Source organism: Mycobacterium sp. 236(2023) (assembly GCF_029623955.1).
Lineage (GTDB): Bacteria > Actinomycetota > Actinomycetes > Mycobacteriales > Mycobacteriaceae > Mycobacterium.
The window spans coordinates 239691-255366 of record NZ_JARSBP010000006.1; the positions used below are offsets into that span (position 1 = coordinate 239691).

Genomic DNA, 15676 nt, shown 5'->3' on the forward strand with positions numbered 1-15676 from the left:
AGGCAATTCACAGATTGCCGAAGAACGCAGGCGCACATTACTTACGCGTTTTGAAATAAGTTGTCTCACTGCTGATTTCGACGGATATGCCGCTGAGTGACAACTTGTCAAATGGCTTCACACTTCCTGGCAACTACCTGCAAGCAAAGTTTCGCACAGGCAATTAACAGGTTTGCTGACAGGAAATTCCCAGGATCGACGTCAAGTACTTCGAGGCCGGCACATCCACGCGCGTCGACCTCAGTCCCCGCAGAGGGGTACAACGGTGACATATGAGATACGCACTCGGTGCTCTCTACCTGACGGGCTGGTTGGTAACCACGTTCCTCTTGCTGCGGAGCGGCGCATTCACAGACGAAAGTCGTCGCAAGCACCGCGCGATCGCCGGAATCGTCGGCGGGGCGTGCGCGTTCGCGCTTGCGGCAGTGTGGCCTCTTTCGGGTTGGATACTGCCGTTCCTGCGCGCCGCGATGGACGACGACGGCTGATCAACCTCTCACGAGTTCTCAGCGATGTAGTCGTCCGCGTCCTTGTCCCGGTTGTCGACGTTGATGGTCGTCGCGCGGTCGGCATAGAACCGTAGCCACTGCATCGCCAAATCGTGGCGCAGCTCCAGAGAAGCACTCTTGATGAAGTCCGGCATCGCCTCGCGCTCTTCCTCGTCGAGGTGCTCGCCGTTCTGCTTACGCGCCTCGAATACGGCGTCGAACCACTCCGCGGTGCCCGGTTTGTGTTGGCGTGAGCGACGAATCGCGTCGCGGATCGCGTTGTGGTCGGTGATGGCATCCTCGGTTTCGTCTTCCGGGTCCCCTTCGGGATTGCCGCGGTCCTCGCTGCCGCCATGCTTGAGCAGCGCTGGGTAGAAAACGGCCTCCTCGGCTTCGGCGTGGACATCCAAGCGGTCGCCGAGGGCCTCCCAGATCGCGGCGAGCTCGGCGTCGGACTTCGCGTCATCCAGCCGGAAGAATTGCCGCCGAATCCAGTCGTGGTCGGCGTATACCAAATCGATGATGTCTGCCATGGGAACAGCCTCCTCAATCCGACGAGAGTGACACCAGTTCGAATGTGCGTACCGCACCCGGAACCGTAGCGCGACACATAGACAGCAGCGGCTCCGACATCTTTTCCGCGAGAAGGACATTCACGGAGCCCGAATCCGTGCGCAGCTCGACGCGGATCTGATGCTCTGAGTGGTCGACCGTCAGCGGCGACAGCGCGTCGATGCGGTCTTCACCCAGGGATTCGCGGGCGAAATACTGCGCGGCCTGCACCGGGTGGGGTAGGCAGGTGCGGCCGCGAAGAAATCTGTGGTCCAGCCGGCCCTCCAGGTATTTGGCGACCAGACCGGCGGAGTCGGTCGAGTCCACCCGCCCATAGCAGAGCCCTTCAGGAAGAATCAGCATCGTCGCGGCAAACCGGTCACCGCCCAAATGCGAACATTCCCAGGTAAATTCGGGGTATTCGGCGGCGATGGCCGATGCCGCGCTCCGTCCGCGCACGGCGCAACACTGGTCGTGCTTGCCGTGCGCGCACACCGCGACCAGCGGGCCGTCGACCCGCTCGCCGTCCGAGCCGTCCAGGGCCAGGTCCAGGTACCCGCGGGCGTCGTCGACCTCTCCGCTGAAGAGTGCCTCGCTGCCCTCCTCGCAGTGCGCGATGAACCAGCGCCAGCGTGGCGTCTCGGGCCTGCGTCCCGGACGGCGTATCGCGGTGACCCGCAGGCCCTCCTTTTCGATGCGGCGGCAAATACTGCGTCCGAGTTCGCGGTCGATGAGCGAGGGAGAATCCAGGAATGCCGACTGCCCCCAACCACCGGACAATTCGAGCATCGCCCACGACCGTCCTGCGCCGGCTGTGCCGTAGATGGGGTCGTTGCGCGTCAGCGACTGGTCGCTGCACGGCGCGGGTTTGGGGTTCACCCCTGTGCCGTCCCGCCCTCAACCGCAACCACCACGGCTTCGCGTAACAGGCGGCGGATGAGCACGGTCGAGTCGGCATGGTCGAGGCCAGGCAGTGTTTGCGCGTCAGCGACGACTCCGCGCTGCAACTCCGCGACCGCGGCGGCGCACGAGTCGGGGAACGTGATGGTCCGATCCGGCAGCCTCAGGCGGACCTGACCACCGAGATGCTCCACCGTTCCGACCAGCCCGTGACGCCATTGGACCCGCAGCGCGCCCGCGGCTTCGATGGCGTCCAGTGTGGCCAGGGGCCGCACCCCGACGGGCCGGGTCCGATCGACGTGACGATCCGACAAGTGCGCGGCCGCCTTGTCGCTGAGGTCGGCGGTCCGATCCCGCACGACGTCAGCCAGTTGCGCCATCACTTTGCTTGCCGTCGAAGCCATCTCACCGCGATCGGTGGCGTCGATGCCCATGGGCAGCGATTTCCTGAAGTCTTCGTCCGCGGCGAGTGTGTCGACGACCGTGCGTACCACGTCGAGGTACGTCACCGCCGAAACCCCGATGGTCAGGTGAATGGATGTGGTGTCCAGTGATCGAGCGGAATGCACCCAGCCGCGCGGCAGATACAACGCGTCGCCTGGGGTCAGGACGGTGTCGATGACCGGGTCGTCGTCGATCCGCGCGGCGATGGCGTCGCGATGGTCGGTCCACGGCTGGGACGCCAGCGGGTGATGGTAGACGGGTTGGTGCACCGTCCATCGCTTCTCGCCGGCGACCTGCAGGACGAACACGTCGTGAACGTCGTAGTGGGCCTCGAAACCCTGGGCATCCGGCGGAGTGATGTAGGCGTTCGCCTGGACGGGATGACCCAACTCGTCGGTCAGGCCCCGAACGAAGTCGATCACGGGCGGCCACAATCGGTGCAGCCCCTGGAGGACGATCGACGCACCGGCGGCGAATTCAGACAGCACCTTGGCCGAGTCGACCTGATCGGGCATCTCGGCGCCGAACCCCGCAGGTCCGGTGTAGCAGCTGCGGGCCAGGACGTTCCCCGTCTTGGCCATCCGGATGAACGGCGCGCGCACCCCGCGCTCAGCGATCAACTCGTCAACAGCAGATGATGAGAGGAGATCGCTGAAGTCGCGGGGCAGCGCGGTGTGGCGACTGAGGAGAGGTTTGCGGCCCCAGTATTCGGTGGCGAACGCACCGGGATCACTCGCCACACAGCGGCCGAGCATTCTGGCCTCAGGCGGTTCCGTCGGCACCGCCGTCGTGTCCCTCGGGGTTCGAGCCGCCGTCTGCCGTTCCTTCGCCGGACTCGCCGCTCGCAGTTCCGTCTGCTCCGCCGTCGTGGCCTTCCGGATTCGAGCCACCGTCGGCAGTACCTTCCCCGCCGCCGCCTGCGGTCGTCATGTCGTCATCGTCGAGTGCCATGATCATTTCCTTTCGTGGGCTGGATCGCGCTCTTCGAGTGTTCACCCGCCGAGCGCTGCCCAAACGCGCGCGGACCCGGAAACTAGACGGGAAGCAGCGCGTCGATGACCGCAGCCAGCTGCTTGGCCGACCGGCACTCGTGCATCGTGATGACGTCCTCGTAGCGGGGCACAGCCGAATCACCGCTGCCCCACAGGTGCTTGGGCTCCGGGTTGAGCCAGTGCGCGTGCCTGCTGGCGTTGACCATGTGGGCCAGCAGGTCCGTTTCCGGATTGCGGTAGTTGTTTCGCCCGTCACCCAACACCAGCAGCGAGCTGCGCGGCGACAGCACATTCGGGAACTTGTCGAGGAACGACACGAACGCGTGGCCGTAGTCGGAGTGCCCGTCGCGGGTGTAGACCGCAGCTTCGCGGGTGATCCGCTGTACGGCGACGGCGAGATCCGCGTCGGGGCCGAACAACTCGGTGACCTCGTCGGTGGTGTCGATGAACGCGAAGACCCTCACCCTGCTGAACTGCTGGCGCAGCGCATGCACCAGTAGCAGCGTGAAATGGCTGAAACCCGCGACCGATCCGGACACGTCGCACAGCACAACCAGCTCCGGACGGGCCGGATGCGGCTTCTTGAGCACCACGTCGATCGGCACACCACCGGTGGACATCGACTTGCGCAGCGTCTTGCGAAGATCGATCTCCCCGGCCCGCGATCGCCGGCGCCGTGCAGCCAGCCGGGTGGCCAATGTCCGGGCCAGCGGACCGACCACGCGGCGCATCTGGCGCAGCTGCTCGCCGGACGCGCGCAGGAACTCGACGTTCTCGGCCAGCTGGGGCACCCCGTACATCTGCACGTGATCGCGGCCGAGCTGCTCGGCGGTACGGCGTTTGGTCTCGCCCTCGACCATCTTGCGAAGCTGCGCGATGCGCTGTGCGGCAAGAGCTTTGGCGATCTGCTCCTGGGTGGGGGTGGGCTCGTCGCCGTACGGCGCCAACAGACCCGCGAGCAGCCGGCCCTCCAGGTCGTCCAGACTCATCGCCTTGAGCGCCTGATACGACGAGTACGACGGCCCGCGGCTGGAGTTGTACCGGCCGTAGGCTTCGACAATCTGCGCGATCATCGCCGCCAGGCGCTCGTCGAGATTGGCGAGTTCCTCATTGTCGGTGAGCATGTCGACCAACGCCTGACGGAGCGCATCGATGTCCTCGGGCGGCAGACCGTCGTCATCGTTCTCGTCGTCGAGCACGGTCTTCGCACCGAGAGCGACCGGGAAGTAGAGGTCGAACAGCGCGTCGTAGGTCTCACGGTGATCGGAGCGGCGCAACACCGCGCACGCCAGTCCTTCCCGCAGCACCGCACGATCGGCCAAGCCCAGTGTGGCCATCACCTGGCCGGCATCCACGGTCTCCGACGGCCCCACCGCAATGCCCTGGCCGCGCAGCGCCTCCACGAACTCGACCAGGTGGCCAGGGATTCCGTGGGGCGCCAACGGCTGTGGCGGGCGAACGCGGCGCGGCGGCATCAGTTGAGCCTCAGCTCCCCGGCAGCCTTGATCTGGTCGGACTGGTGCTTGAGCACCACGCCCAGCGTCGCGGCGATGACTTCGTCGTCGATGGTGTCCATCCCCAGGGCCAGCAGAGTGCGGCCCCAGTCGATGGTCTCGGCGACCGACGGCAATTTCTTGAGCGCCATGCCCCGCATGACACCGATGATGCGCACCAGTTCCTCGGCGAGACGCTCGGGCAGCTCGGGCACACGGGAGAGCAGGATCCGTCGCTCGAGGTCGGCGTCGGGGAAATCGATGTGCAGGAACAGGCATCGACGTTTGAGCGCCTCGGACAACTCCCGCGTCGCGTTTGACGTCAGCACCACCAGCGGTCTGCGCTGGGCAGTGATGGTGCCGAGTTCGGGCACCGTCACCGCGAAATCGCTGAGCACCTCCAGCAGCAGACCTTCGATCTCGATGTCGGCCTTGTCCGTCTCGTCGATCAGCAGCACGGTCGGATCGGTGCGCCGGATCGCGGTCAGCAGCGGACGGGTCAGCAGGAATTCCTCGGAGAAGACGTCATCGCGGGTCTGGTCCCAGTCGCCGTGGCCCGCTTGAATCCGCAGGATCTGCTTGGCGTGGTTCCACTCGTAGAGCGCGCGGGACTCGTCGACGCCCTCGTAGCACTGCAGGCGCACCAGGCCCGAACCGGTGGATTGCGCGATGGCGCGGGCAAGTTCGGTCTTACCGACACCGGCCGGGCCTTCCACCAGCAGCGGCTTGCCCAGCCGGTCGGCGAGAAACACCGCGGTGGCGGTGGCGGTGTCCGGCAGGTAGCCGGTTTCGGCGAACCGGCGCGCGACATCGTCGATGTCGGCGAACAGCGGCTCGATGCCTGCAGGGACGCTCACGTATTGCTCCTCAAAGTTCAGGCCGGACGGGTGTGGCCGTCGCCCCACACGATCCATTTGGTCGACGTCAGTTCGGGCAGGCCCATCGGGCCTCGGGCGTGCAGTTTCTGGGTGGAGATGCCGATCTCGGCGCCGAAACCGAACTGCTCTCCGTCGGTGAACGCAGTGGACGCGTTGACCATCACCGCCGCAGCATCGACGCGCTCGGTGAAACGTTGCGCGGCAGCGAAATTCGTCGTCACGATGGCCTCGGTGTGGCCGGTGCCGTACTCGTTGATGTGGCTGATCGCAGCGTCGAGCCCGTCGACCACCGCCAAGGCGATGTCCATCGACAGGAACTCGGCGCGCAGTTCGTCCTCCGACGGGTCGACGTGCACTGTCACACCCGCCGCCTGCAGGGCGTCGATCAGCCGCGGCACCGCGATATCGGCGATCGCTGCATCGACCAGCAGCGACTCGGCCGCGTTGCATACGCTCGGGCGTCGCGTCTTGGCGTTCAGCAGAATGCTCTCGGCCATGTCGAGATCAGCCGATTCGTGAACGTAGACATGGCAATTGCCGACGCCGGTCTCGATCGTGGGTACCTGCGCGTCTCGGACCACGGCGTCGATCAGACCGGCTCCGCCACGCGGGATGACGACGTCGACCAGACCACGCGCCTGAATCAGGTGGGTGACGCTGGCGCGGTCCTCGCTCGGGAGCAGTTGCACCGCGTCGACGTCGAGGCCCTCGGTGGCCAGCGCAGCGCGCAACGCGTCCACCAACGCGGCATTGGATCGTGCCGCCGACGAACTTCCCCGCAGCAGAACCGCATTGCCGGATTTCAACGTCAGACCGAAGGCGTCGACGGTGACGTTCGGGCGACCCTCGTACACGATTCCGACCACCCCGAGCGGAACGCGCTGCTGACGCAACTGCAGCCCGTTGGGCAGCGTACGGCCGCGCAGCACCTCGCCGATCGGGTCGGGCAGGCCGGCCACCTGTCGCAAACCGTCGGCGATGCCCTCCACACGGGCCGGGTTCAGCGCAAGGCGGTCCAGCATCGCCTCGGGGGTGCCGGCGGCGCGGGCCGCGGCGAGGTCACCCTCGTTGGCTTCCAGAATCACTCGCGTGTTCATCAGGACGTGGTCGGCGGCGGTGCGCAACGCCTGATTCTTGGTCTCGGTGCTCAGCGTCGCCAACCCACGCGCTGCGGCACGGGCGCGCCGCGCAGCGTCGTGAACCTGCTGGCGCAGATCAGGGACGGACGGGGCCTGAACACTCATCGGGCCAGCGTATCGAATGTGTCTGATCCGTTCGACACGTGTCTAGCGGTAGTTGTCTGCTGACGCGCTAGCGTTGACCGCTATGGCGACGCGGCTCTGCGTGGTGGGAAGTGTCAACGCCGATCTCACCTTCACCGTGGATGCCCTTCCGAAGCCGGGCGAGACGGTTCTGGCGTCCTCGTTGATGACCTCCCCTGGAGGCAAGGGCGGCAATCAGGCCGTGGCCGCGGCGCGCGCCGGCGCCGACGTCCAACTCGTCGCCGCACTGGGCACCGACGGCGCTGCCGAACAACTGCACACCCATCTGGAGACCAACGGCGTGGGCCTGCGGGGAATCGCCGGCGTACCCGGCCCCAGCGGGTCGGCGGCGATCCTCGTCGACGCGGCGGCCGAGAACTGCATCGTCGTCGCACCCGGCGCCAACGCGCACCTGTCGCTCAGCTCGCCGGCGGCGCAGGCTGTCGTCGCCGACAGCGACGTCGTCCTCGTCTCGCTGGAGATCCCGATCGACACCGCCGTCGCGGCCGCGCGCACCGGACGGTCCGCAGGTGCCGTCGTGATCCTCAACGCGTCCCCCACCCCCGCCGATCCGTCCGCGCTCGCCGGTTTGTTCGACGTCGTCGTCGTCAACGAGGACGAGGCGCCGCCCTGGACCGATCTCGAGGTACGGCACCTGGTCATCACCCGTGGCGCGCTCGGCGTCACGCACCTCGGGGAGATGCGCTTCGACGTTGCGGCACCCGCCGTCGAAGCCGTCGACACCACCGGCGCGGGCGACGTGTTCGCCGGGGTGCTCGCGGCGAACTGGCTGCACGGACCCGAGTACGCGCTGACCCGCGCCTGTGCGGCGGGGGCGCTGGCGACACTGGTCGCCGGTGCCGGTGACTGTGCCCCTTACAGTGAGGCTATCGAGGACGTCATCGAAGCGTCCTGAGCGACAGGAGGACTGCACAGATGACGCCAAGGCCCCCAGTGCCGTCTCCCGCCCGCCCCCCAGAAGGCGACTGGCTCGGCACCCCCTACCTCCACTTCACCCGCGAAGGCGCCTTCGGGGTGTGCCGGCTGGACCGCCCCGAAGCCCGCAACGCGATGACCCCGGCGATGTACTTCGGCATCAAATACGCGGTCAAACACGTCGAGGCCGACCCCGACCTCGCGGGCCTGCTCATCACCGGTACCGGCGATGTGTTCGCGCCCGGCGGTGACATGGGCGGCGGCGGCGCCGACAACTGGATGACGTTCGGCCCCGCACTGGGCATGGACGCTCTGCCGTTCGACACGCTGCGGCAGTCGGCCAAACCCGTTGTGGCGGCGGTCAACGGGTTGTGCCAGGGCGGCGGCCTGCAGATCGCGCTGTGCTCCGACATGGCCGTCGTCAGCGACCGCGCCACCTTCCGTGTGCCCGAGCTCTACCGCGGCATCGCCGACACGTATTACAGCCACATGCTGGCCCGGCTCATCGGCCCGGTCCGCACGCGCGACCTGATGCTCACCGGCAGAACCCTGAGCGCCGAGGAAGCCCTCGACTGGGGCATGGTCGCGCGCCTGGTCCCCCATGACGAACTGCAGGATGCCGCGCGGGAAGTGTTGGCGGCGTGCTGCCGGACCGCGCCGAAAGCCAGGGCCGTCATCAAGTCGAGCCTTGACGACTACATCGGGCTCTACGACCGCATCGGCATGCAGGCCAGTCTCGGGGCCCCCGAATCCATCGAGGGGTTCATGTCGTTCAAGGAGCGCCGGTCCCCCGACTGGGTGCACCCAGACCTGCGGATCGACGGCAGGCTCTAACCGGCGGCTTGCCGACAGCCGCTAAGCCTCCGGGATCGACTTCTCGATCTCGTCGAGCCAGGTGCGCGCCGACATGTCCGACGGTGCACGCCAATCCCCGCGCGGCGACAGTGACCCGCCGTGTGAAACCTTGGGCCCGTTGGGCAGTGCCGAGCGTTTGAACTGCGAGAACGAGTAGAACCGCTGCGCGAACACCTGCAACCAGTGCCGAATCTCCTTGAGCGAGTAGGCCGGACGCTTGTCCTCGGGAATGCCCGGCGGCCAGTCCCCCTTGGCGGCATCGTGCCACGCATGCCACGCGAGGAAGGCAACCTTCGACGGACGGAACCCGAACCGCAACACCTGGAATAGCGAGAAGTCTTGCAGCACATACGGACCCACCTTGTCCTGGCTGCTCTGGATCTCCTCATCCTCCCCCGCGGGCACAAGCTCGGGGCTGATCTCGGTGTCGAGCACCGACGCCAGGACGTCGTTCACCGCGGCGTCGAATTGGTCCGACGAGATCACCCAGCGGATGAGGTGCTGAATGAGTGTCTTGGGTACGCCCCCGTTGACGTTGTAATGCGACATCTGGTCGCCGACACCGTATGTGGACCAGCCCAGCGCCAGTTCGGACAAGTCACCGGTGCCGAGCACGATGCCGCCGCGCTGATTGGCCAGCCGGAAGAGGTAGTCGGTACGAAGCCCGGCCTGCACGTTCTCGAAGGTGATGTCGTAGACCTTCTCGCCACGCCCGAAGGGGTGGTCGATCTCGGAGAGCATCAGCTCGGCGGTCGGCCGAATGTCGATCTCGGAGAAGGTGACACCGAGCGTCTGGCCGAGGCGAACGGCATTGCCCTTGGTGCGGTCTCCCGTGGCGAAACCGGGGAGGGTGAACGCAAGGATGTCGCTGCGCGGCCGGCTCAGCCGGTCCATCGCGCGGGCGGCGACAATGAGCGCATGTGTGGAGTCCAGACCGCCCGAGACGCCGATGACCACCTTCGGCGAGCCGATCGCCCGCAACCTCTGCTCCAGACCGGACACCTGGATGTTGTAGGCCTCGTAGCAATCCTGTTGCAGCCGAGAGTAATCCGACGGCACAAACGGGAAACGTTCGACCTCGCGGCGCAATCCGATGTCACCAGGCGGAGGGTCGAGCAGGAACTCGACGCGCCGGTAGTCGTCGGCGGTGATGCCGTGGTGGACCGCATTGTCGTCGAACGTGCCCATCCGCAACCGCTCGGCACGCAGTAGCTCCAGGTCGACGTCGGCGACGGAACGGCGTACACCCGAAGGGAAACGCTCTGACTGAGCCAGGCACACCCCGTTCTCCCACACCATCGTCTGGCCGTCCCACGCGAGGTCGGTGGTCGACTCTCCCTCGCCCGCCGCGGCGTAGACGTAAGCGGCCAAACACCGCGACGACGCGGAGCGGGCCAGCAACGTGCGGTCCTCGGCCCTGCCTATGGTGATGGGGCTGCCCGACAGGTTGGCCAGCACCGTCGCACCGGCCAGCGCCGCTTCGGCACTCGGCGGGATCGGGACGAACATGTCCTCGCAGATCTCGACGTGCAGGACGAATCCCGGGATGTCGGTGGCGGCGAACAACAGGTCAGAACCGAAGGGAACGTCCACGTCACCGATGTGGATCACGCCGCGCACGTCGTCGCCCGCCGCCATCTGGCGACGCTCATAGAACTCGCGATAGGTGGGCAGGTAGGACTTGGGGACGACTCCGAGAACGCTGCCCCGATGGATGACGACGGCGGTGTTGTAGATCCGGTGTCCGAACCGCAGCGGGGCGCCGACGACCAGCACCGTCATCAACGAGCTCGACCCCGCCACGACCTCGAGCAGTGCCTCGTTGACGGCCTCCAGCAGAGCGTCCTGCAACAGGATGTCCTCGATCGAGTACCCCGACAGCGTCAGCTCCGGGAAGACGGCGACGGCCACGCTGTCGGCGTCGCACTCGCGCGCGACCTCGAGAACGGCGACGGCATTCGAGGCGGGATCAGCGATCGAAACCTGCTGCGTGCAGGCGGCGACGCGCACAAACCCCTGGTGGTAAGCCGAATAGAAGTCCATCGCCCCCATTGTGGCCGGTTTCGGCGGACCACTGGTAGTGGGGCCCGTGTTGGCTTGTCGTTTCCCCGGCCGCACCGCTGCCGATCCGAAGATTTCTCCTGTGGCGCGCATGGTGATCGCATGAACAAGGTTGCCACCCAACGCCAGTCATTGCCGCTGCTCTCCGAGCTCGTCGAGCTGTTCGACAACCTGCCGTCCTTCCCGGCGCTGCGCCCGCTCTTCGACAACCGCGCCATCCGCGTCGAGGACGAGTTGCACGACGACATGTACGAAATCCGGGCCGAACTTCCCGGAGTGGATCCCGAGGAAGACATCGAGGTCACAGTTCGTGACGGGCGGGTCATCATCACCGCCGAGCGCTCCCGCCCCGGGGACACGGTCGGCCGCTCCGAGTTCAGTTACGGCTCTTTCAGCCGCAGCCTCCCGCTGCCCGACGGCGCCGACGAAGACGACGTCAACGCCATCTACGACCGCGGGATCCTGACCGTTTCGGTACCGCTGTCGGACGAGAACCGGATCGAAAGGCACATCGAGGTCGTCGAGATCGTCGGGTTCGAGACCGAAGACGACGACATCGAGGATGACGACGACGCCCAGGCTCGCACAAACAGCAGTGTTGACCACTCTGACCAGCAGGAACACAGCCACCAGAGCTGATCACCTACATTCGATTGTGTGGAAGCACCCGAACTCGTCGCCCTGCTGAGGGACCGACGCGTCGCGGTGCTGACCGGCGCGGGGATCTCCACGGATTCGGGGATCCCCGACTATCGGGGTCCCGACTCACCGCCGAGCAATCCCATGACGATCCGCCAGTTCACCTCCGACGCGGAGTTCCGGCAGCGCTACTGGGCCCGCAACCACCTCGGGTGGCGACACATGGACCAGACGCAGCCCAACGCCGGGCACCGCGCCCTGGCGGCACTCGAGCGCGCCGGCGCTGTCGTCGGGTTGATCACCCAGAATGTCGACCTGCTGCACTCGAAGGCGGGCAGTCAGACCGTCATCGACCTGCACGGCACCTATGCGCGGGTGATCTGCCTGGACTGCGGGCACACGATGTCGCGTGCAGTCCTTGCCGATCTTCTTGAGGAGGCCAACCCGGGCTTCGCCGAGAGCGTGGCCTCGCCGGGCGGGATCGCGGTGGCGCCCGACGCCGATGCCGTCGTCGCCGACACCGCATCGTTCCGGATCGTCGACTGTCCGCGATGCGGCGGGATGCTCAAACCGGATATCGTCTACTTCGGCGAGAGTGTGCCCAAAGTTCGTGTCGAACAGGCTTATTCACTCGTCGACGACGCTGAAGTGCTGCTCGTCGCAGGATCGTCGCTGACGGTGTACTCCGGATACCGTTTCGTGCGTCACGCGGCCGCGGCGGGAATACCGGTCGCGATCGTCAACCGCGGACCGACCCGCGGCGATGACCTGGCGACGGTGAAGATCGACAATGGCTGTTCGCCGATGCTGGCGCTGCTCGCCGACGAACTGCCGGCCCTCACCAGCCCGGTGTGATCAGCGGGGCCGCGGGCATTGCCTCTAGACGGCCACGAGGTCGTCGGCATGCACGGCGGGCCTGCGCATCTCGGCGGGAAGATCTGACGTGGAACGGCCGAGCATCGTGCCCAGTTCGGCGGCGTCGTAGGCGACGACACCCCGGGCGACCATCGCCCCGTCGGTGTTGCGCAACTCGACGACATCGCCGCCGTAGAACCGACCCGACAGCGCTGAAATACCTGCCGGCAGCAGCGAACGACGCTGCCGCACAACGGCTCTGACGGCACCCTCGTCGAGGGTCAGCGCACCTGCGGCTTCGGCGGCATAGCGCACCCAGAACCGTCGCGCCGACATCCGCTCCGGTCGCGCCGCGAACACCGTGCCCACCGAGGCGTCGTCGAGGGCGGCCGCCGCCTCCGCGGCCGCAGCGAGAAGCACAGGTACACCGGCATCGGCGGCCAGCAGTGCCGATGACAACTTCGACACCATGCCGCCCGTGCCGAGGTGACTTCCACGGCCCGCCGTCACGCCCTCAAGGTCGTCCGGCCCGGATACCTCGGAGACGAAGCGGGCGTTCCCTTTTCGCGGGTCGCTGTCGTACAGTCCGTCGATATCGGACAGCAGCACCAGCGCGTCCGCCCCGACCAGGTGTGCCACCAGCGCCGAGAGCCGGTCGTTGTCGCCGAACCGAATCTCGTTGGTGGCGACCGTGTCGTTCTCGTTGACGATGGCGACCGCGTGCAGGGCTCGCAGCCGGTCGAGTGTGCGCTGGGCGTTGGTGTGCTGCGCCCGCATCGAGATGTCGTGCGCGGTGAGCAGCACCTGCCCGACGGTGCGGTCATAGCGCCCGAACGCCGCGCTCCACGAATTGACCAGTGCCACTTGGCCGACGCTGGCCGCGGCTTGTTTGGTGGCGAGGTCCGTGGGGCGTTTGGTCAGCCCGAGCGGCTCGATGCCCGCCGCGATGGCGCCCGATGAGACGATCACGACGTCGGAGCCGGCCTTCATCCGCGCCTCGATGGCATCGGCCAGTGATTGCAGTCTGCTCGTGTCGAACACACCCGAAGGGGTGGTCAGGGCCGTGGTGCCGATCTTGACGACGACCGAACGGGCGCTGCGGATCGCGTCCCTGTGCGCGCTCACGCCGTATCCGGGGACTCGTCGCCACTCTGCCGGCGCGCCTTGCGCGCGGCCTTGCGTTCGTCGGCCCCAACCCGGTCGGTCTGTTCGAGCCGGATGTCGGTCCCGCGTCCCGACATGTGCACGTCGACACCGGCCGGGGTCTGCGGCTCCCAGTCAAACGTCATGTCGCCGATCGTCACCGCACAGCCGGGCCGTGCACCCAGTTTGAGCAGTTCGTCCTCGACGCCCAGGCGCGCCAACCGGTCACCCAGGTACCCGACCGCCTCGTCGTTGTCGAAGTTGGTCTGTGCCACCCACCGCTGCGGCCTGGTGCCTTTGACGATGAAGCCGCCCTGCCCGTCGGATTGGACCGTGAAGCCCGTCTCGTCGACCGCGATCGGCCGGATCACCGGGCGGCGCGGCACCGCGGCGGGCTGGGTCGCACGATAGGCGGCCACCATGTCCCACAGCGCGAACGTCAACGGCCGCAGTCCTTCTCGTGCGACCGTGGAAATCTCGAACACCGGCCAGCCGAACTTCTCGGCAAGCTCGTCGCGGACGAAATCGGCCAGTTCGCGCGCCTCCGGCACGTCGATCTTGTTGAGCACCACCGCGCGGGGACGTTCGGCGAGATCGCCGAGCGTCGAATCGCCCTGCAACGTCGGCTCGTATGCCGCGATCTCCGCTTCGAGAGCTTCGATGTCGGATATCGGATCGCGACCGGGCTCCAACGTCGCGCAGTCGACGACGTGCACCAGCACCGCGCACCGCTCGATGTGCCGCAGGAAGTCCAGACCGAGGCCGCGCCCCTCGGAGGCGCCCGGGATCAGACCGGGAACGTCGGCGACGGTGAACGTGTTCTCCCCCGCCGAGACAACGCCGAGGTTGGGCGCCAGCGTGGTGAACGGGTAGTCGGCGATCTTCGGCTTGGCTGCCGAGATTGTCGACACGAGCGAGGATTTACCCGCCGACGGGAACCCGACCAGACCGACGTCCGCCACCGTCTTGAGCTCGAGGGTCAGATCGCGCGTGTCGCCCTGCTCGCCGAGGAGCGCGAAGCCCGGAGCTTTACGGGCGCGGGACGCCAGCGCGGCGTTGCCCAATCCGCCACGACCGCCCGCGGCGGCTTCGAAACGGGTGCCCGCACCGACGAGGTCGGCGAGGATCTGGCCGTGTTCGTCGAGGACGACTGTCCCGTCGGGGACCTTCACCTCGAGATCGGCACCGGCAGCGCCGTCGCGGTTGCTGCCCGCACCCTGCTTGCCCGACGGGGCAACCACGTGTGGGTGGAAGTGAAAGTCCAGCAGCGTGTGGACCTGCGGATCGACGACGAAAACAATGCTGCCGCCGCGACCGCCGTTACCGCCGTCGGGCCCGCCGAGGGGTTTGAACTTCTCGCGGTGGACCGACGCGCAGCCGTTGCCGCCGTTACCCGCCCGCGCGTGAATGACGACGCGGTCGATGAACCGGGGCATCGGAGAACCTTTCCATGACGAAATCTACGTTTTGCAGGCCGGAACGCGGAGGCGGTCGGCGCAAAACGTCGATTCCGACGTAAAGGGCCTACGCCTCGACGGCTGGGGTGGGACGCACGACGTTGACCGTCTTGCGGCCACGCTTGGTGCCGAACTCGACGGCGCCGGGCGCCGTGGCGAACAGCGTGTCGTCTCCGCCACGACCGACGTTGACGCCGGGGTGGAAGTGCGTGCCGCGCTGACGGACGAGGATCTCGCCAGCCTTGACGACCTGCCCGCCGAACCGCTTGACGCCGAGCCGCTGGGCGGCTGAGTCGCGACCGTTGCGTGAGCTGGAAGCGCCCTTCTTGTGTGCCATGTCTGTCGCTCCCGTCGTTACTTGATGCCGGTGACCTTGAGCACCGTCAACTGCTGACGGTGGCCCTGGCGCTTGTGATAGCCGGTCTTGTTCTTGAACTTGTGGATACGGATCTTCGGGCCCTTGGTGTGCTCGAGAACCTCGCCGGTGACGGCGACCTTCTCCAGCGCCTTGGCGTCCGTGGTGACGTTCGCGCCGTCGACGACAAGGGCGACGGGCAGCGAGACCGAAGCACCGGGCTCGACGTCAAGCTTCTCCACCTTGACGATATCGCCGGCGGCGACCTTGTACTGCTTGCCGCCGGTCTTGACGATCGCGTACGTGGCTGTGTTCGCTGCCATCGCTTGGTCTTCCTCTGCTCTACGTGCGGGCGCGCAGCACCTG

16 protein-coding genes and 1 pseudogene are annotated in these 15676 nt (G+C 66.9%); 5 read left to right on the plus strand and 12 right to left on the minus strand.

All coding sequences use genetic code 11. The features are described 5' to 3' along the window. Window positions 1-272: 272 nt before the first annotated feature. Window positions 273-488 carry a hypothetical protein gene (locus P9A17_RS24100; RefSeq protein WP_278041267.1) on the plus strand — a complete coding sequence of 72 codons (216 nt, stop codon included), beginning with the start codon at window positions 273-275 and terminating at the stop codon, window positions 486-488. 8 nt (window positions 489-496) lie between these two features. Here the strand turns inward: P9A17_RS24100 and P9A17_RS24105 are convergent, their stop codons facing one another. From P9A17_RS24105 to P9A17_RS24135, 7 genes are all read right to left on the minus strand, one after another. Further along, a complete protein-coding gene (locus P9A17_RS24105; RefSeq protein ID WP_278041268.1) occupies window positions 497-1021 on the minus strand; it encodes a hemerythrin domain-containing protein in 525 nt (174 codons plus the stop codon). A 13-nt stretch (window positions 1022-1034) separates the two neighbouring features. Further along, window positions 1035-1919, minus strand: coding sequence for a sucrase ferredoxin (locus P9A17_RS24110; RefSeq protein WP_278041269.1), 885 nt, complete (start codon window positions 1917-1919; stop codon window positions 1035-1037). Next, entirely contained in the window at window positions 1916-3139 is a 1224-nt protein-coding gene (locus P9A17_RS24115; RefSeq protein WP_278041452.1) for a cupin domain-containing protein, read from the minus strand. The genes P9A17_RS24110 and P9A17_RS24115 overlap by 4 nt, the downstream gene beginning before the upstream one ends. Before the next feature lie 7 nt (window positions 3140-3146). After that, window positions 3147-3335, minus strand: a complete 189-nt coding sequence (locus P9A17_RS24120; RefSeq protein ID WP_278041270.1) for a hypothetical protein — start codon at window positions 3333-3335, stop codon at window positions 3147-3149. An 82-nt stretch (window positions 3336-3417) separates the two neighbouring features. Further along, window positions 3418-4851, minus strand: coding sequence for a VWA domain-containing protein (locus P9A17_RS24125; protein WP_278041271.1), 1434 nt, complete (start codon window positions 4849-4851; stop codon window positions 3418-3420). Continuing rightward, window positions 4851-5726, minus strand: coding sequence for a MoxR family ATPase (locus P9A17_RS24130; RefSeq protein WP_278041272.1), 876 nt, complete (start codon window positions 5724-5726; stop codon window positions 4851-4853). Before P9A17_RS24130 ends, P9A17_RS24125 begins: the two co-directional genes overlap by 1 nt. Before the next feature lie 17 nt (window positions 5727-5743). Next, complete coding sequence (locus P9A17_RS24135) at window positions 5744-6991, minus strand: glutamate-5-semialdehyde dehydrogenase (RefSeq protein ID WP_278041273.1); 1248 nt, start codon at window positions 6989-6991, stop codon at window positions 5744-5746. A gap of 82 nt (window positions 6992-7073) precedes the next feature. Between P9A17_RS24135 and P9A17_RS24140 the strand changes: the two genes are divergently transcribed. Together P9A17_RS24140 and P9A17_RS24145 are read left to right on the plus strand one after the other, a co-directional pair. Next, window positions 7074-7925 (plus strand): ribokinase, encoded by an 852-nt coding sequence (locus tag P9A17_RS24140; protein WP_278041274.1) that lies wholly within the window; start codon window positions 7074-7076, stop codon window positions 7923-7925. Window positions 7926-7945: 20 nt separating this feature from the next. Next, a complete protein-coding gene (locus P9A17_RS24145; protein ID WP_278041275.1) occupies window positions 7946-8779 on the plus strand; it encodes an enoyl-CoA hydratase/isomerase family protein in 834 nt (277 codons plus the stop codon). Window positions 8780-8800: 21 nt separating this feature from the next. On the opposite strand, the gene P9A17_RS24150 is transcribed toward P9A17_RS24145, so the two are convergent. Further along, complete coding sequence (locus P9A17_RS24150) at window positions 8801-10843, minus strand: NAD(+) synthase (protein ID WP_278041276.1); 2043 nt, start codon at window positions 10841-10843, stop codon at window positions 8801-8803. Window positions 10844-10963: 120 nt separating this feature from the next. Here P9A17_RS24150 and P9A17_RS24155 point away from each other — a divergent pair. After that, window positions 10964-11380 (plus strand): annotated as a pseudogene (locus tag P9A17_RS24155) (Hsp20/alpha crystallin family protein); the annotation flags it as partial. Window positions 11381-11518: 138 nt separating this feature from the next. Beyond that, the gene (locus P9A17_RS24160) at window positions 11519-12355 is read left to right on the plus strand and encodes an NAD-dependent protein deacetylase (protein WP_278041278.1); all 837 of its coding nucleotides are present in this window, start codon (window positions 11519-11521) and stop codon (window positions 12353-12355) included. Between the two features lie 24 nt (window positions 12356-12379). Here P9A17_RS24160 and proB read toward each other — a convergent pair whose 3' ends face one another. The 4 genes from proB to rplU all read right to left on the minus strand — a co-directional run bounded on the left by proB (window position 12380) and on the right by rplU (window position 15633). After that, window positions 12380-13480 carry a glutamate 5-kinase gene (gene proB, locus P9A17_RS24165; RefSeq protein ID WP_278041279.1) on the minus strand — a complete coding sequence of 367 codons (1101 nt, stop codon included), beginning with the start codon at window positions 13478-13480 and terminating at the stop codon, window positions 12380-12382. Then, the gene (obgE, locus tag P9A17_RS24170; RefSeq protein ID WP_278041280.1) at window positions 13477-14934 is read right to left on the minus strand and encodes a GTPase ObgE; all 1458 of its coding nucleotides are present in this window, start codon (window positions 14932-14934) and stop codon (window positions 13477-13479) included. Before obgE ends, proB begins: the two co-directional genes overlap by 4 nt. Window positions 14935-15022: 88 nt before the next feature. Beyond that, window positions 15023-15292, minus strand: a complete 270-nt coding sequence (gene rpmA / locus P9A17_RS24175; RefSeq protein ID WP_278041281.1) for a 50S ribosomal protein L27 — start codon at window positions 15290-15292, stop codon at window positions 15023-15025. Window positions 15293-15309: 17 nt separating this feature from the next. After that, the gene (gene rplU, locus P9A17_RS24180; protein ID WP_278041282.1) at window positions 15310-15633 is read right to left on the minus strand and encodes a 50S ribosomal protein L21; all 324 of its coding nucleotides are present in this window, start codon (window positions 15631-15633) and stop codon (window positions 15310-15312) included. Window positions 15634-15676 lie beyond the last annotated feature (43 nt).